The following is a 15,848-nucleotide window of genomic DNA, read 5'->3' as shown; positions in this document are numbered from 1 at the left end:
TGCTCATCGCCGCGCTCCCAGCCTGAGTACCTGAAACTGGAGGACCGAGACAACCACGATCAGAACGAAAAATACGACCGCGATAGCCGACGCATAGCCGCCTCGATCGAGTTGAAAAGCTTCACGATAGACCTGCAGGAGCAGAACGTAGGAGGAGTTGAACGGCCCACCTCCACTCATCAGATAGACCTGGTCGAAGAGATTCAGTTGCAGGATGAGCTGCAGCGTCAGGACGAGCGTTGTGACGGGCCACAGAAGTGGCCAGGTGACGCGAAAGAATTGCTGCGTCTTGGTTGCACCGTCGAGAGCCGCAGCTTCGTAGAGCCTGCGGAATGTTGCGCAGGCCCGCGATGAAGAGCAGCACGTGTCGCAGCGGAGGCGGGGAGCTACTTTCACGGTCCTGCTAGCACAACCAAGCCGGCGGTTGCTCCGGGGACTTGCCGCTGCAAGCTGCTTCTACGCAAGCAAGAAGGCTGCCGATCCGAACGCCGCGCCCGATGAGACCCGGTGCATAATGCGCATACTTCCCGGAGTTGGTCATCAGCGTTTTGACGGTCCCCGGGACCACTGGCTCATCAAGCATGCACCAGCATGTGTCGGTAACGAACTGAACGCCGAAGGCTTCAGCGACTTCAACATGTCCAGCCTGGACGGCGGCTTCGTAGATGGCCCGGCCGCAGGTCACGACCACCGCAACGTCCGGCGATTTGGTTCTTCCACGCACCAGCGTGGCCAACCGGGCGCATTCGTTGAGGGAAAAATGGGGATTACCCAAAGCGACAAGCTCGACCTCCGGCGAGGTGGCCGTATTCAGATCCCGCCAAGCACGACGTAGTTCCTCCAGGTCAACGCACAGTCGACGTTCCGCCTCCTGCCCGTCCGCTTCGGGCGTAATTCCCGCAATGTGGAACATGGGGGCAGCCGCCACCGTGGCGAAGGCTGCACCGAACGCCTTCAACTCGTCAGGCCCGGCCTCACTCGTCTCGAGTCCTCGGATCAAAGGAATCTCACTGCCGCAGACAGACCCGCAGCAATAGCCAAGCAGCGGCCAGAAGATATCGTCGACTCCTTCCGGCATTTCGGCCTCAAGAACGAGCGTTGCGCGCCTCCCGGCATCAAGATGGCATCCCGCCATTGGCGCGCGCCCTGTCAAGGCGATGCAGATGTCCAGGTAGTCCGGATACTTCATCGACCGCGCCCCGATGACGCTGTTGGCGTAGACGACGGCATTCGACTCCGCCCAACCAACCTGCTCTGCAAATCCGGGAGCGCTCGCAAGCAAATATGGAGCGCATGTGAAGCTGGGTTGGGCACCCATGGCGAGGTAGGCGTCTGCAAGCTGGGTCGCCGGAACCGCGAAGTCCTCGCCCACGCCTTGCGCGTGCCATCGGCGCTTGTCCACGGAGATAGAGTTGAGCGTGGTCGGAACGCGCAATCGCGCTTGTCTACCGACCAGCCATTGCGCGAAACGCAGACTCGCGGGTCCAGTATAGACGCAGCCATCGATATGAACCTGGGATACACCTATGAAGCTTTCCGCCTCCTGAAGTGCCGCCATTCGCAGCAACAAGCGCATGGCGAACTGCGCCGCCGTTCCATGCTGCCCGGAGAGCAGAGCTTGATCCTCCGCATCCAGCCGCACCGTCGTATTCTCGTCGCGCACCGGTCGCCCGGATGCCGCCTTCCAGCCATCGTGTGGTGGCTCGCCGAAAAGCTGAAGACTATCTTTCCCCACCCTGGCGTGCCTAAACGCACCGATGTGGGCAAATACCTTCCGCTCGACTTGCAGAACGGGTATCGACCGATCGAACACCAACTCCGCTACAAGGGCCCCCAAGGTCAGGATCTGCTCGCGCTCGCATACAACGACCGCCGCCGGCGCATGCCCATTCAGGATCAGTTCCAGCAGAACGCCGCTCCCGGAGCACGAGCCACGCCCACTCGGAATCGCGAGGACACGGCCGGCGAGGCACTCGCCGTGTAGGGGATGATGCCGATCGATGATGATGCCGGTCGCCGGATCGACGCCGCCCCAGAAGCTGAGGCCCACCTCGGCGCACAGCAAATCCCCCTCGGACTCGCCCTCGACCAACGATTTTCCGCGACTGACGCGTTCCACGAGCCACGCTCTCCGCAAGCGATTTACCCGCGAGCTTTGTCATGTGCGGGTTTCACGCGCAAGGCACCGCTGCCAAAAGCTGCTTCCGTCAAAGCAGCACAGCCGCGCTCACATATCCGTCGTCCTTCGCGGAGAAAGTGCACCGCTCAATCGCGCAACTGAACCAAAGTTTCGCGCGCTCGGCTCGTAGCCATCGTAAGATCCGAGCCTATCGAAATCCAGGAATAGCCGGCCTCGATCATGCGCCGGGCCATGGCGGCATCGGATACGAGAATGCCGCAGGGCTTGCCGGCCGCACGGCAGGCTTTCGCCGCGTCGACAAGCGTCTCCTGCACCGTTTCGTGGCCGATCTGGCCGATCAGCCCGAGGCTTGCGGAAATATCGCTCGGACCGATGAACAGCGAGTCCACCCCTTCGACTGCGGCGATATCCGGCAGACATTTCAATGCCTCCACCGTCTCGACTTGGAGCGTGACGCAAATCTCCTCCTCGGCACGGCTGAAATAATTCTCAACAGCGCCGAAACGCGAGGCACGGCTCATGCCGGCGGCTCCGCGAATGCCGCGCGGTGGATAGCGCGTCGCGGCAACCGCAGCCTTCGCAGCCTCAACCGACTCGATGAAGGGAAACATCAGGCTTTGGGCGCCGCAATCAAGAATTCGCTTGACGGTGACGGCGTCGTTCCATGGCAGACGTGTGAGGCAGGCGGCGGGCGTGCCGGCGAGCGCCTGAAGAACCGACAGTGCCTGTGGGACGTCGTTTGGCGTGTGCTCCATGTCGAGTACGACGAAATCATAGCCGCAACAGCCGAGAGCCTCGGCCATGACGGGGCTTGCGCTCATGCTCCATGTCCCGATCATCGGCGGGGTGCGGGACAGGTCGCGCTTGAACGTGTTCTTTGGTAGCTCCATAGATATCTCCCTCAGCCATTTGCTATTTTGATCAGAAGCGGTTTTCGCCTCGTGGATCCGTCGTCCCGCACCTTTATCGTCTGCCACTAGAGACGCCTGTTGTCACCTCCTTCGGCAAAGTGGAGGACCGGCCGGCGCTCTTCATCGGCCCGATCACCCGTGGGAACTGACAAAGGAAGCGGCAAGGGAGATCGGCGCGGCATATGGTGACCACTCATGCTGAATGCGGTCGCTGGTTGCGTTTGATCGCGATCGGCTGAAACCTTCTGAAACCGAGATGACAACTGGCTTGAAGATGCCGATCCACTGAGAGCCTGACCTAAAAGTTGTTGCGCGCACGGGCTTTAGATTCAGGCTCTGAAGCCGGACGGAACCGTTGCGCCGTCAAAAGGGCCCCGGCAGCGATCAGTACCATCCCGGCCGCTTCCCGAGTGCTCGGGGTCTCGCCGAAGAAGATCACGCTCCACATGGCAGCAAAGAGAAGATACGCATTGTCAAATACGCCGACGACCGGAGAGGGGGCCAGTCGATAAGCCTGTATGTGGCGATAACCGCAAGAACAACGCCGAGGATGCCGACGAGTAGCCAGTCCTGCGGCGTGATGCCGGGCCAGACTGATAGCACAAAGGTTTCTGCATCGGCGGATGGAAACAGAGCCAGACCTAAGATAGCGATGCCTCCGGCGATCGCGAGAGTAACGTTTAGATTCAACGCCATCGATAGTGACGTCTCGTTTTGGCATCGGCTCCACGTGATGATCGCCGCCAGCGCGTAGAGAAACGCCGCGGTCAACGGGAGGGCCACCACGGCCGATATGGTCCCGGCCGTCGGATTGACGGCCAGCACGACACCTCCGAGCGCCAGCAGGATAGCGAACCAGCGCTGGCCGCCGACAGGTTCGCCCAGAACGAAGCGCGACAGGAGGGCCATCCACGCAGGCGACGTATAGTAACAGGCAGCGGCCAGGGCGAAAGACATCGGCGGTAGGGAAGCGTAGTAACAAAGCCACATGGCCGTTAGACTCAGACTGCGCGCCCATACCCAGAAGGGTCGTCGCAAGCGCAGCCGCTCCACTCCCAGGAAAACGACGACACCGCCTGAAATTAGCAGTGCCGCGAATGCCGACCGCAGAAAGACAATCTGTCCTAAGCCGAGGCGATCCCCCGCACTCTTCACGAGTGCATCAGACAGCGACAGCAGGAACACCGCGACTATGATGGCGACGATGCCCTGGCCGCGGCGGCCAAGCATACTCGATAGTGAGGGTTTCCATTCCATAAGGGATAGAATGCAATCCAATACCTCCTATAAAAGTGTATTATCGTCTTTGATGCATGAGTATATGGCATGGATGATTTCGCACGAGCTTTGCCACCTCTGTCCCGCCTTAGACCTTTCGAGGCCGCCGCACGGCTGGAAAGCTTCACTATGGCTGCGGCCGAGTTGGGTTTAACCCAGACAGCAGTGAGCAAACAGGTCGCGGCGCTCGAACGCGATCTCGGCACGGCGCTCTTTGATCGGCGCAACCGCGCCGTGTTCCTGACCGAGGAAGGCCGTCGGTTCGGCCGCATCGTTAGTGCCGCGCTCGCCGACATCGCGACCGAGGCCGCCCACCTGCGCGGCGCGGACCTGCCCGGCGGACTGGTGCTTCACTGTCAGCTCTGCGAAGCTTTTACTGGCTCATGCCGCGACTCTCCCGCTTTCACGAACAGCATCCGGACATCGAGGTTCGGGTCGTCAGCGCACTTGCGCCGCTGACCCAAACGCCGGAAGCTTTCGACGTCGCGATCCAGACGACAGGCCGTCCGTCTGGTGCAGCACGCCTAGTCTTCACAGCATCCGACGAAGTCTTTCCGGTTTGCGCTCCAGGATTGCTGGCCGAAATGCCGCGGCCGATCCCGCCGGCCGACCTCTCTGCGTTTTTACTGCTGTCCCACAGGGTCTTGCCGCAGGACTGGATGGACTGGCCGGAATGGTTCGATGCGATAGGTTGGCGCTTGCCGCAGGACGCGCGCATCGTTCACTTCGACAGCTTCCCCCTGGTCCTTCAGGCAGCAGTCGCCGGACAGGGCATTGCTTTAGGCTGGCGGCGCACTGTCACCGGCCTGATCGACGAAGGCAAGCTAATCCGCGCTTCGAGGAGACAGTTCGACGGCCCACGGAAATTTCGGTCTTTCGCGGCGCACGACGGGGCAATCACGCCGAAACTCAAGCGCTTCTCGATTGGCTGCGGCAGGAGTTGAACGGACAGGACTAGCGCCTCAACAGCTTGTGGCGTCGATGCCTGCATCACGAATGCAGATATAGCAGCCGGCCGCTTCCATCGCGGCCACCTGCCTCTACGACCCTAACTCGACGGACCGCTTCTTCGCTGCTGTTACGGCCTCACTCATCAACTCCCTCAGCCTGCCGTCGCCCATGAGGACGTCAAGCGCGGCGGCAGTGGTCCCGTTGGGGCTCGTCACCTGTTCGCGCAGCTTGCCGGGGTCCTCGCCGCTCTCCCGTGTCAGGCAGGCGGCGCCATAGACCGTCTGCGTGGCGAGAAGCCGGGCTGTTTCGCTCGGCAGGCCGGCCTTCTCCGCGGCGTCCGTCAGACATTCTATAAAGTGGAAGACGTAGGCCGGGCCGGAGCCGGAAACCGCGGTGACGGCATCCATCAGGCTTTCGTCATCCACCGTGGCGACCTTGCCGCTGGCCGACAAAAGATCCTGTACAAACGTTTCCGTTTCGGCTGTCACATGCTCGTTCGAGAAAGTGACCATCATGCCCTTGCCGATGGCGGCCGGCGTGTTCGGCATGCAGCGGATTACGGCCGCCTGCGGTCCCAGAATATCCGTGAATACCGCCACGCCAATCCCTGCCGCCACGCTGCAGAAGGCGGCATTCTCCGCGAAGCGGCGATAGGCAGGCAGGACGGAGCGCATCACCTGCGGCTTTACGGCGAAGATGACGAGATCGGCGCCATCCACCGCATCCACGCTCTCCACCGCCTTTACGCCATGACCGTCAGACCGTTCGCGCAGAGCCTCATTCGGCTCGACAACCGTGAGGTCACCCGGCGCGAGCTTGCCAGTATCGAGCCAGCCACGCAGCATGGCGTAGCCCATATTTCCGCAGCCAACCAGAATAACGCGCTTGCCCATACCTGCGTCCTCGCTTTTCGCGGCTAAAATGCCAGCACCAGCGTCGAGCCGATTGCCATCAGCGTGGCCACCACGACGAGTATGATGAATGTACGAGGGCGGTCAAAGAACACCGCATGCCCGGAAATCCAAGCGGCGGTCGCCGCTCCCAGCGCAAAGAAGAAAGCATCCCGCTCACCGAAAGCCATCGCAGCAGCCATCAGGCCACCGATGACCAGCGCGCCGAACACGATGATGATCGCGACGGCATAGGTATCGTATTGTTCGTTCATCTCCGGTCCCTTGTTGAAGCTGGGGCCACCCCTCCGCCACCGTACAGGCGGAACCCCGATCGCACATTCACGCATCACAGGAAATAGCATGGTGTAGATGATTCCGCGATTCGTCCAAGCAAAAGAGGTCGAAATTCCCGCGGTGCAGAAATGCGGTCACACCATGCGCAAACTTGCGTCATACCCGTCGAACGCATATTTGCGTTGCGGAACGATGGCCTCGAAGGGATGAAGACGTGTCGGCATTGACTAGATTTCTGGGCGATACGCCGCTTCGCGTGCTTGTGAAGCTTGTTGTCATATCACTCATCGTCGGCTTCATCATGAGCGTTTTCCACTGGACGCCATGGGATCTTCTCAGCGGTGTCCGGGATATGGTGCTGCATCTATGGCACACCGGTTTTGCCGCCGTATCGGATTTCATCAACTACATTCTGATCGGCGCGGTGATCGTGGTGCCGATATTCGTCATTTCGCGCATTCTCAGCTACAGGCGATAGCCTCCTGCTGGCCGCTTTGCGGACGGCATGTGAAGAAAGCACACGGCGAGCGCATAGCACCGTCCGGGGTCATTCTGTGGATCACGTTACATCGGAAAAAGCTGCGGTCCTGCCGTTCGAGGTAACGAACCGGCGTGTTTTCGCCATCGCCGTGCCGATGACGCTTGCCTATCTGACGACGCCGCTTCTGGGGATCACCGACACCGCGGTCGTGGGGCAGTTCGGCGATGCCGCGCTTCTGGGCGGGCTTGCGGCAGGCGCGATCGTTTTCGACGTCGTGTTCAACACGTTCAATGCGCTCCGCTCCAGCACGACTGGGCTGGTTGCGCAGGCACTCGGGCGGAGCGACGTGCGGGAAGAGCAGGCCACATTTTTGCGCTCCCTTATCGCTGCGGTTTCGGTGGGGCTTATGCTCATTCTGCTGACGCCGATGGTGGCCGCCCTCGGTATCTGGTTCATCAATCCGGAGCCGGACGTTGCCGAGGCAATGATGACCTATATCGGCATCCGCATGATGGCCGCGCCGCTCACGCTTACCAATTTCTCCATTCTCGGTTATGTGCTCGGGCGCGGCGAAGGCGGGCTCGGCCTCCTGCTCCAGGCGTTACTCAACGGCAGCAACATCGCCCTTTCCATCCTGTTCGGACTCCATTGGGGTTGGGGACTTGAAGGCGTTGCCTGGGGGACGGTCGGCGGTGAGTTCCTCGGCGTTATTGCAGCGCTGATCATCCTGGCGCCTCGCTTTTCCAGCGGTAAGCGGCCGCGATTGGCGCAAGTCTTCAATCTGTCGGCGATCATACGTATGGTGATGCTCAACGGCGATATCATGATCCGCTCCTTTTCGCTGCTGGCCGCCTTTGCGCTCTTCACCCGCCAAGGTGCGCAGCTCGGGACCGTGACGCTCGCCGCCAATGCGGTTCTGATGAATTTCTTCTTCGTCTCAGGGTATTTCCTGGACGGCTTTGCCACGGCCGCGGAGCAACTTGCCGGCCGCGCCGTGGGCGCACGCTATGAGCCAGCCTTCCGCAGAACAATTTGGCTGACCGCGCTGTGGGGTTTTGTCCTCGCCTTTCTCGCCAGCCTCGTTTTCCTTGCCTTTGGAGGCCTCTTCATCAACTTCGTAACCACCGCGCCGGAGGTGCGCTCGCTGGCATCGGTTTTCTTGCCCTGGGCCGCGCTGACAGCGGTCAGCGGCGTGCTGGCTTTCCAGATGGATGGGATCTATATCGGCGCAACGTGGTCGCGTGATATGCGCAACATGATGCTGCTTTCGCTGGCCGTTTTCATCCTGTGGGTCGCCGTGTTCGGCAATGCGCTGGGCAATCACGGCCTCTGGGCCGCCATCCACATTTTTCTGATCATGCGGGGCTTAAGCCTGCTTTTCATCCTGCCACGGCGCATGCGCGCGACCTTTGGCTGATTTTCAGCCGAGCGGGCGGGCGGCCCATTTGTCCAGGTGACGGTCACGCAATTCAGTGATGGATGCCCGCCCTTCGGCCGCCATGTGACTGTCCAAAGCCTCAATAATGCGCGCGGGCAGCCCCGGCCCCTCGTAAATCATGCCGGTGTAAAGCTGCACGAGGTCGGCGCCTGCGCGGATCTTCTCAATTGCGGTCTCGGCCGAGTTCACGCCGCCCACGCCGATGATGGGAAAGGCTGGGCCGAGGAGTTGACGCATCTTGGCAAGCACAATGGTCGAGCGCTCGAACAGCGGCGTTCCCGAAAGGCCGCCGGTCTCCCGCGCCGCCGTGCTCTGCAGGCCTTCCCGCGCCAGCGTCGTGTTTGAGACGATCAGCCCGTCCATCCCCTTTGCGGTAAGCTCTCCGGCAATATCGGACAGTTCCTCCTCCGAGAGATCGGGCGCAATCTTCAGGAAAACGGGGACCTCGCTCTCGGTTGCCGCGCGTGCTTGCATCACCCGATCGAGAAGCTCCGCCAGGCTTTCACGGCCTTGCAAAGCACGCAAGCCTGTTGTGTTCGGCGAGGAAATGTTGACAGCAAGATACGAGGCCAGGGGAGCGAATGTCTTCACGCCTTCCTCGTAATCGGCCATGCGGTCGGGGCTGTCGCGATTGGCGCCGATGTTGATACCGACGATGCCGCCCCTGCCGGCGCGGGCAGAAAGCCGTCGCAGCGCGGCTTCATGGCCTTCATTGTTGAAGCCCAGCCGGTTGATGACCGCGCGATCGTCGGGAAGGCGGAAGATGCGCGGCTTCGGATTGCCGGACTGTGGTTTCGGGGTCACCGTTCCGCATTCGGCAAAACCGAAACCGAGGCTCAGAAGCGCATCGGGAACTTCCGCGTTCTTGTCGAAGCCCGCGGCCATGCCGAGCGGATTGGGAAAGTGAAGTCCGGCGATCTCCACGGCAAGCCGCGGCCGCGCACTTGGCGCGGGGCAAAGCGGAACGCCTGATTTCAAGGCGGCGATGGAAAGCGCGTGCGCGCGCTCAGGATCCAGCGCGAACAGGAAGGGCCGGGATATTGTGTCCAGCAGGCGCTTCATGCGTCGAGCGGCGGAAAGAGGTGATCGCCCTCCGGTCCAAGCGGCAGATCCTTCACCCACACCACCGCTTCGAGCGAAAGGGGCGCATAAAGATGCGGGAACGGCTGATCGCCGCGCGAGATCTCATACCTCAACGCCGGCCCGAGGCGTTTTGCGTCCACAGCCACCAGCACGAGGTTGTCCTTGCCAGCGAAATGCTTGGCCGCGGTTTCACGCACCTGCGCGGCGGTGGAAAAATGGATGTAGCCGTCAGCCAGGTCGATCGCAGCACCCTCATAGAGGCCACTTTCTTCGGCTTTCCGCCATTCGTCAGCGGGTGAGATCTTGTAAATCAAATTTGCCATACCCGCGCTATAATCCGAACCGGCTGGCAGCGAAAGGGCTTGGTATTTGGCCACGTGCGTTTTATCTCGAAACTCAATTGCGGCGCATTTTTGCGTTAACTGCACGCCAATGATCTTAGGAGTCGATCCAATGCGAACGATGATTGCGGCGATAGCGGGCCTCTGTGTGACGCCTCTTCTTCTCACCCAGGCGCCAGCCGAGGACCGTTTTCGCCTGGAGCGGACCGAGAACGGCTATGTGCGGATGGATACCGAGACGGGGACAATGTCTCTTTGCCGCGAGCAATCCGGCGAGCTTGTCTGCCAGTCGGCCGCGGAAGAGCAGCAAGCGCTTGAAAACGAAAACGGGAACTTGCGCGAGCGGGTGTCAAGGCTCGAGGAGCGTGTGGACGCACTGGAGGGAGACACCGCGGCAGATCTTTCGGTCGAGCAGGAATTCGAACAAGCCATGGGGATGATGGAGCGCTTCTTCCGCCGTTTCATGGATATGGTTCAGGGTTTCGAACAGGAACAAGAAGAGCCGCTGCAGAACGGCGGGACCGAGCAGCCGGACCGGACCTGAGGCCCGCAGCCCCTCCAAAGAGAAGCGCCAGCGCAGGAACTTGCAAAGCTGCGCAATCCCCGCATAATCCTTGGCAGCCCCGGGCCAGGGAGAATAAGATGGGCTCGTGGGCGATAGGGGAGGAAATTTTGCCGGGCTACCGCTTCGTGGTCGCTGACGACCATCCGCTTTTCCGTGGCGCCTTGCAACAGGCGCTGGGGGAGCTTGGCGACAGCACAATTCTGGAGACAGGCGATTTCGAGGGCGTCAAGGCATTGGTTGCCAAGGACGCCGATATCGATCTCGTACTGCTCGATCTTGCAATGCCGGGGGGCAGCGGCCTGTCCGGCCTTGTGGCCCTCCGCGCGCTCAACCCCGCGATACCCATCGTTGTCGTCTCCGCGTATGACGAGCCGCAAAACATACGCCGCGCGCTGGAGCTCGGTGCGTCGGGTTTCATCTCCAAGTCATTGCGCATGGATGAGTTGCGCGAGGCAGTCCGAACCGTGCTCGCGGGCGAGATCTACGTGCCCGCCGAAGTGGAGCTCGGCGAGGAAAGAGACCCGGAGATCTCCGATCTCATCGCGCGAATCTGCACGTTGACGCCCCAGCAGACGCGGGTTTTATCCATGCTCGCCGAAGGCTTGCTCAACAAGCAGATCGCCTACGAATTGAACGTCTCGGAAGCGACCATCAAGGCGCATGTCTCCGCCATTTTGCACAAGCTTGGCGTGGACAGCCGCACGCAGGCTGTCATCCGCCTATCGCGCATCGGCACGGACCCGTTGACGGAGGAGGTCTGAGCTATTCCGCCGCCAGTACCTGCCGGTGGCGCATCATCAGCGCGCGCAGGGCTGCGGGTTTCACCGGTTTATACAAAACGGCGATATCCATCGCATTCGCCGCCGCGCGGATTTCATTCGATCTGTCGGCGGTGATCAGGACGGCCGGGAGATCCGCACGCCAGGCACGCCGCAGTTGCTCCACCGCTTTAAGGCCGTTGTCTCGATCCAGGTGATAATCCACCAGAACGATATCCGGCGGTTTTTGCAGAAGGTCCGGAACGGGAGCGCTGAGCAAGGTGCGAACACCACAGCCCCAGCCCTCAAGCAGCAGGCGCATGCCGTCAAGAACCTGCTGATCATTGTCAATGCAAAGGACATCGAGATCATTGACCATGACTTGGGACGGTGCCGGAACGGGTGCTCCCTTCTCCGAGAGCTCAACGGGCGCGGTGCTGATCGGCAGAAGGCTTGAAAAACGCGTTCCCCGGCCCGGCTCCGAATTCAGGCGCAGTTCCAGCCGTAGGACCCGCGCAATGCGATCGACGATAGAGAGCCCGAGGCCGAGACCCTGCGCCTCGCGCGCGCCTTCGTCCAGCCGGGTGAATTCGCGAAAGACGGCGTCGAGCTTGTCGCCGGCAATACCGATCCCCGTGTCGAACACCTGAAGCTCGACAAGTTCCCCGCGCCGGCGTGCGCCGACCAGAATACGGCCGTTACGCGTGTATTTGATCGCATTGGAGACCAGATTCTGCACCAGTCGGCGGAAGAGATTGCGATCCGTCTTCACCGCGATCGAGGAAGGGACGATGGCGAGCCGCAAGTTCTTCTTCGCCGCAAGCGGTTCGAAATCGGTGGCTATCTGCTGCAAGAGCCTGTCCAGCCGGAACACACTTTCCGAAGGCTTCAGCACACCTGTATCCAGCCGGGAGATATCCAGTACAGCGCCGAGAATCGTTTCCACCGAATCGAGCGATGATTCGATATTGCCGACGAGATCGCTCATTTCACCTTCATCCGCCTTTTCCCGCAACGGAGCGCAATAGAGCCGGGCGGCATTCAAGGGCTGGAGAATGTCGTGCCCGGCGCCGGCCAGGAACTGCGTCTTGCTGACGTTCGCTTCCTCGGCCAGCTTCTGCGCCTGCGCCAGTTCGGCATTCAGCCGCACCAGCTCCGCCGTGCGGTCGGCGACGCGCTGCTCCAGCGTCTCGTTAGCACGTTTCAGCGCCATATCCGCTTCCACCCGCGCGGTGATATCCGTGTAGGTGGTGACGATGCCGCCGCCGGGCATCGGATTTGAGCGTATCTCGAGAATGCGTCCGCTGTTCTCCAGCCGCAGTTCCCAGGGCGTGTTGAAGGAGCTCAAGCGGTCGAGCAGCGTCGCCTCCGCCTCATGGCTGAGACTGCCGCAGGCGATCAGGTGGTTGACGATCTGCCCGAGCGAGACACCCACCTGCCCCATCGAATCCGGCAAGTCGAAAAGCTTGCGGAACTGCTGGTTCCAACAGGTCAGGCGGAAATCATTGTCGAAAACGGTGATGCCTTCTTCCATCTGGTCCAGTGCCGTCTGCAACAGGCCGCGATTGTGCTGCAGCGCCATGGAGGCGTCATCGAGCAGCTTCATCGCTTCGCGCGGCGAGCTGTCGCTGCGTTGGAACAGCAAAGAGAGAATGAGGCGTGCCGAGGATGAGCCGACCGCGCTCGCGAGGAGCTGTTCAGAAAACCGTATGACGGCCATGCTGGCCTGTTCGCCACCGCTCAGGTGTGTGTCATGTTCCGCCTCGAAACGCAGAAAGGATCGCTCCGTCCGCTCCACACCGAGATAGCGCGAGATTGTGTCCTTCAGTTCGTCGACGGTGACAGCAGGGCGGAAACGGCGCAGACTCGGCATGGGGGCGGTTTCACGCGGGACGAAGATCGAGGCCTGTATTCGCTCCAGCGGGGTCGCCGTGCGCGAGAGCGATCCAAGAACGAAGAAAAGCAGATTGATGGACAGGCTCCATAGAACACCATGATTGAGCGGCTCGGCCTCTGTGCCGAACAGCGCCTGCGGACGCAGCGCCTCTATGCCGAACGGTCCTTCAGTGACGAGCGGCATACCCGGTGGTGCGAGGGAGGGGAACAGGAGCGTATAGCCCCAGGCCGTGAAGCCGGCGCACATACCCAAAAGCGCGCCGCGGCTGTTCGCACCGCGCCAGATGAGTCCGCCGAAAAATGCCGGACCGAACTGCGCGATGGCTGCAAAGGAGATCAGCCCGATGGATGCCAGCCGCGTATTTCCGGTGATGCCCCGGTAGTAGAGAAACGCGACGAACAGGATAAGGAAAATCGCGGCGCGACGGATGTTGAGGATGACGGCCGACCAGTCCTCCCGCTCTCGATAGTCCGGGCGCAGGAGGCGACGTACGAAGAGCGGAATGACGAGGTCGTTCGAAATCATGATGGAAAGCGCCACGCTGGCGACAATCACCATGGCCGTCGCCGCAGAGAGCCCGCCGATAAACGCGAACATGGCCAACGTCTCGTGCCCGGAAAGCAGAGGCACCGCCAGAACATAAAGATCGGCGTTGGTGCGATCGCCGACGAGGTGGAGCCCGGCGAAAGTGATCGGGATCACGAAGAGGTTGATCAGGACGAGATAGAGAGGGAAGAGCCACACTGCCTTCTTCAGTTCGTCCGGCCCCTTGTTTTCCACGAAGGTGACATAGAACTGCCGCGGCAGCATGATGACGGCGCAGGCGCTGAGCATGGTTGCGACGATCCACGTGCCGAGCGGGGTCGGCTCGCTCAGCGCCTTGATGACCTGTGGTTCGCTGGCGACGCGCTCCATCAGCGCAATCGGACTGCCGAAAAGCACGAAGGTGACAGCAACACCGATGGCCAGGAACGCGGCCAGCTTGATGACCGATTCTACGGCGACGGCGAGGACTAAACCGTCCTGATGTTCCGTTGCATCCGCATGGCGCGTTCCAAAGAGCACGGCGAACAGTGCCAGAAGCGTTGCGATCAGAAGCGAAATGTCACCGAAGACGAAATCGATCCTGGGCGGCGCTCCATTGTAGTGCTCCACCATGAGGCCGACCGAGTCCGAAATCGCCTTCAATTGCAAAGCGATATAAGGGACGGTACCACAAGTGGCGATCAGCGTGGCGACCGATGCCACCGCGAAGCTCTTGCCGTAGCGGGCGGCCAGGAAGTCCGCGATGGAGGTGATCTTTTCGCTCTTCGCCAACTGGACGATGCGCGCCAGCAGCCTGTGCCCGAAGAGGAAGACGAGCACTGGCCCGATATAGATGGTCAGAAACTCGAAGGCACGTTCGGAAGCGAGCCCGACCGAGCCGAAAAACGTCCACGAGGTACAATAGATCGCCAGACTTAACGCATAGATGAACGGTCGCGACGCGCCCTTCCCACGAATGGCGGCGCGCCGGTCACCATGGCTTGCGATCGCGAAAAGCAGCGTCACATAGCCAATCGCGATGATTGCTATGACCCACCCTTGCACCGTAGAGCCTCATCCTCCCTTAGCGAGAGCCAAGCACGGCCGAGGCACTGAATGCAATGCTTCTTTGGTCTGGCCGGTAGCGGAAGACGCGTTTTCTCCGCTTAGCGAAAGATCCGCGCGGCAAGCAGCACGCGCGCGGTCGCGGTGTAGAGTGTCAGTGCGGCAAATATATAAGCGAGTACCGGAAACTGGTCCGGGAGAATACATGCGAGCAGAAAGAAGATCAGCGTTTCGCCTGCCTCCGCAAGGCCGGTGGTGAAAAAGAAGGATTTTTCGCCTCGCGCGTCGGTCGACATGCCGCGCTTTTCCGCCACGGCCGCAAAGGCGAGGAAGCTTGCACCGTTGACATAGAAGGCGAAGAGGATGACGGCGCCGGCTATCCCATTGGCGCCGGGATCGTAAAGAACGAAGCCAAGCGGCACCGCGCCATAATAGAAGAAGTCGAAGACGATATCGAGATAGCCGCCAAGATCCGTCCCGCCCGTGATGCGCGCCACCGCACCGTCCAGCCCGTCACCAAGCCGGCTTAAAAGAACGAGCACGAGCGCCAGCCAGAAGTGGCCAGTTGCAATGGCTGCGCCGGCGCCGACCCCCAGGGCCAGACCCGCAATGGACACGGCGTTTGCCGAGATGCCGGCGGAGGCAAGCCAGCGCGCGAGGCTGACGAGCAGCGGTTCCAGCGTCTTCCGTCCCCATCCGTCGATCACGTGGATACTCCCGTTTCGTGCAGATTCGGATTGATCTATACCGCCGCGGGACACATATGACCTGTCACAATGTCGTCAGAGAACGAGCCGCGCAGGCGTCGGTCCGGAGTGTGCAGATGTACCGAGCCGTCACTCACGATATCGAGGTGAGCGTCGAACCCTTCTTCCTGTCGGATCACTCGGACCCGGAGGAAAACCGCTTCGTCTGGGCCTATCAGGTGACCATCGCCAACAACTCTGCCGAGACCGTGAAGCTTATCTCGCGCTATTGGCACATCACGGACGGCATCGGCCGGATGCAGGAAATCCGGGGCGAAGGTGTGGTGGGCGAGCAGCCGGTGCTCGAACCGGGCGACAGCTATCAATATACCTCCGGCTGCCCGCTGGAGACCTCATCGGGGATCATGGTCGGCCGCTACACAATACAGAGCGAGCGGGGCAATCTTTTCGATGTGGATATACCGGCCTTCTCGCTCGACTTTCCCGGCGAGCAGGTCTCGATCAACTAATACCAAGGAAGA

At 61.1% G+C, this 15,848-nt stretch carries 16 protein-coding genes and 1 pseudogene; 7 read left to right on the top strand and 10 right to left on the bottom strand.

Annotated elements, in window-relative coordinates; translation table 11 throughout:
• Positions 1 to 3: 3 nt before the first annotated feature.
• From LY631_RS19330 to LY631_RS19315, 4 genes and pseudogenes are all read right to left on the bottom strand, one after another.
• A pseudogene (locus LY631_RS19330) lies at positions 4 to 367 on the bottom strand (carbohydrate ABC transporter permease); the annotation flags it as partial.
• A gap of 36 nt (positions 368 to 403) precedes the next feature.
• Complete coding sequence (gene lhpI, locus LY631_RS19325; protein WP_274427234.1) at positions 404 to 2,119, bottom strand: cis-3-hydroxy-L-proline dehydratase; 1,716 nt, start codon at positions 2,117 to 2,119, stop codon at positions 404 to 406.
• 146 nt (positions 2,120 to 2,265) lie between these two features.
• The gene (locus tag LY631_RS19320; RefSeq protein WP_274427233.1) at positions 2,266 to 3,030 is read right to left on the bottom strand and encodes an HpcH/HpaI aldolase family protein; all 765 of its coding nucleotides are present in this window, start codon (positions 3,028 to 3,030) and stop codon (positions 2,266 to 2,268) included.
• Positions 3,031 to 3,486: 456 nt separating this feature from the next.
• Positions 3,487 to 4,308: a DMT family transporter gene (locus LY631_RS19315; protein ID WP_274427232.1), complete on the bottom strand. Its 822-nt coding sequence runs from the start codon at positions 4,306 to 4,308 to the stop codon at positions 3,487 to 3,489.
• Between the two features lie 69 nt (positions 4,309 to 4,377).
• Between LY631_RS19315 and LY631_RS19310 the strand changes: the two genes are divergently transcribed.
• The gene (locus tag LY631_RS19310) at positions 4,378 to 4,788 is read left to right on the top strand and encodes a LysR family transcriptional regulator (protein WP_338000450.1); all 411 of its coding nucleotides are present in this window, start codon (positions 4,378 to 4,380) and stop codon (positions 4,786 to 4,788) included.
• On the top strand, positions 4,713 to 5,273 hold the full coding sequence (locus LY631_RS19305) for a LysR substrate-binding domain-containing protein (protein ID WP_274427230.1): 561 nt from the start codon (positions 4,713 to 4,715) through the stop codon (positions 5,271 to 5,273). The genes LY631_RS19310 and LY631_RS19305 overlap by 76 nt, the downstream gene beginning before the upstream one ends.
• 96 nt (positions 5,274 to 5,369) lie before the next feature.
• On the opposite strand, the gene proC is transcribed toward LY631_RS19305, so the two are convergent.
• Together proC and LY631_RS19295 are read right to left on the bottom strand one after the other, a co-directional pair.
• Positions 5,370 to 6,173, bottom strand: coding sequence for a pyrroline-5-carboxylate reductase (gene proC, locus LY631_RS19300; RefSeq protein ID WP_274427229.1), 804 nt, complete (start codon positions 6,171 to 6,173; stop codon positions 5,370 to 5,372).
• Positions 6,174 to 6,196: 23 nt separating this feature from the next.
• Entirely contained in the window at positions 6,197 to 6,445 is a 249-nt protein-coding gene (locus LY631_RS19295) for a hypothetical protein (RefSeq protein ID WP_274427228.1), read from the bottom strand.
• Between the two features lie 236 nt (positions 6,446 to 6,681).
• Between LY631_RS19295 and LY631_RS19290 the strand changes: the two genes are divergently transcribed.
• Both LY631_RS19290 and LY631_RS19285 read left to right on the top strand, forming a co-directional pair.
• On the top strand, positions 6,682 to 6,945 hold the full coding sequence (locus tag LY631_RS19290; protein ID WP_274427227.1) for a DUF6460 domain-containing protein: 264 nt from the start codon (positions 6,682 to 6,684) through the stop codon (positions 6,943 to 6,945).
• A 157-nt stretch (positions 6,946 to 7,102) separates the two neighbouring features.
• Positions 7,103 to 8,365, top strand: a complete 1,263-nt coding sequence (locus LY631_RS19285; RefSeq protein WP_274427251.1) for an MATE family efflux transporter — start codon at positions 7,103 to 7,105, stop codon at positions 8,363 to 8,365.
• Positions 8,366 to 8,368: 3 nt separating this feature from the next.
• Here the strand turns inward: LY631_RS19285 and LY631_RS19280 are convergent, their stop codons facing one another.
• Positions 8,369 to 9,448: a quinone-dependent dihydroorotate dehydrogenase gene (locus LY631_RS19280; RefSeq protein WP_274427226.1), complete on the bottom strand. Its 1,080-nt coding sequence runs from the start codon at positions 9,446 to 9,448 to the stop codon at positions 8,369 to 8,371.
• Complete coding sequence (locus LY631_RS19275; protein ID WP_274427225.1) at positions 9,445 to 9,792, bottom strand: DUF952 domain-containing protein; 348 nt, start codon at positions 9,790 to 9,792, stop codon at positions 9,445 to 9,447. The genes LY631_RS19280 and LY631_RS19275 overlap by 4 nt, the downstream gene beginning before the upstream one ends.
• 130 nt (positions 9,793 to 9,922) lie before the next feature.
• Between LY631_RS19275 and LY631_RS19270 the strand changes: the two genes are divergently transcribed.
• Positions 9,923 to 10,354 carry a hypothetical protein gene (locus tag LY631_RS19270; RefSeq protein WP_274427224.1) on the top strand — a complete coding sequence of 144 codons (432 nt, stop codon included), beginning with the start codon at positions 9,923 to 9,925 and terminating at the stop codon, positions 10,352 to 10,354.
• A gap of 98 nt (positions 10,355 to 10,452) precedes the next feature.
• Positions 10,453 to 11,136 carry a response regulator gene (locus tag LY631_RS19265; protein WP_445082919.1) on the top strand — a complete coding sequence of 228 codons (684 nt, stop codon included), beginning with the start codon at positions 10,453 to 10,455 and terminating at the stop codon, positions 11,134 to 11,136.
• Position 11,137: 1 nt separating this feature from the next.
• Here the strand turns inward: LY631_RS19265 and LY631_RS19260 are convergent, their stop codons facing one another.
• Positions 11,138 to 14,620 carry a hybrid sensor histidine kinase/response regulator gene (locus LY631_RS19260; RefSeq protein WP_274427223.1) on the bottom strand — a complete coding sequence of 1,161 codons (3,483 nt, stop codon included), beginning with the start codon at positions 14,618 to 14,620 and terminating at the stop codon, positions 11,138 to 11,140.
• Between the two features lie 101 nt (positions 14,621 to 14,721).
• Complete coding sequence (locus tag LY631_RS19255; RefSeq protein WP_274427222.1) at positions 14,722 to 15,327, bottom strand: CDP-alcohol phosphatidyltransferase family protein; 606 nt, start codon at positions 15,325 to 15,327, stop codon at positions 14,722 to 14,724.
• Between the two features lie 116 nt (positions 15,328 to 15,443).
• Here LY631_RS19255 and apaG point away from each other — a divergent pair, with 116 nt between their 5' ends.
• Positions 15,444 to 15,836 (top strand): Co2+/Mg2+ efflux protein ApaG, encoded by a 393-nt coding sequence (gene apaG / locus LY631_RS19250; RefSeq protein WP_274427221.1) that lies wholly within the window; start codon positions 15,444 to 15,446, stop codon positions 15,834 to 15,836.
• Positions 15,837 to 15,848 lie beyond the last annotated feature (12 nt).

The organism is Chelativorans sp. YIM 93263 (genome assembly GCF_028767125.1).
Taxonomy (GTDB): domain Bacteria; phylum Pseudomonadota; class Alphaproteobacteria; order Rhizobiales; family Rhizobiaceae; genus Chelativorans.
Note: the sequence above shows the minus strand (reverse complement) of the source record. Positions and strands in the feature narration are given on the sequence as shown.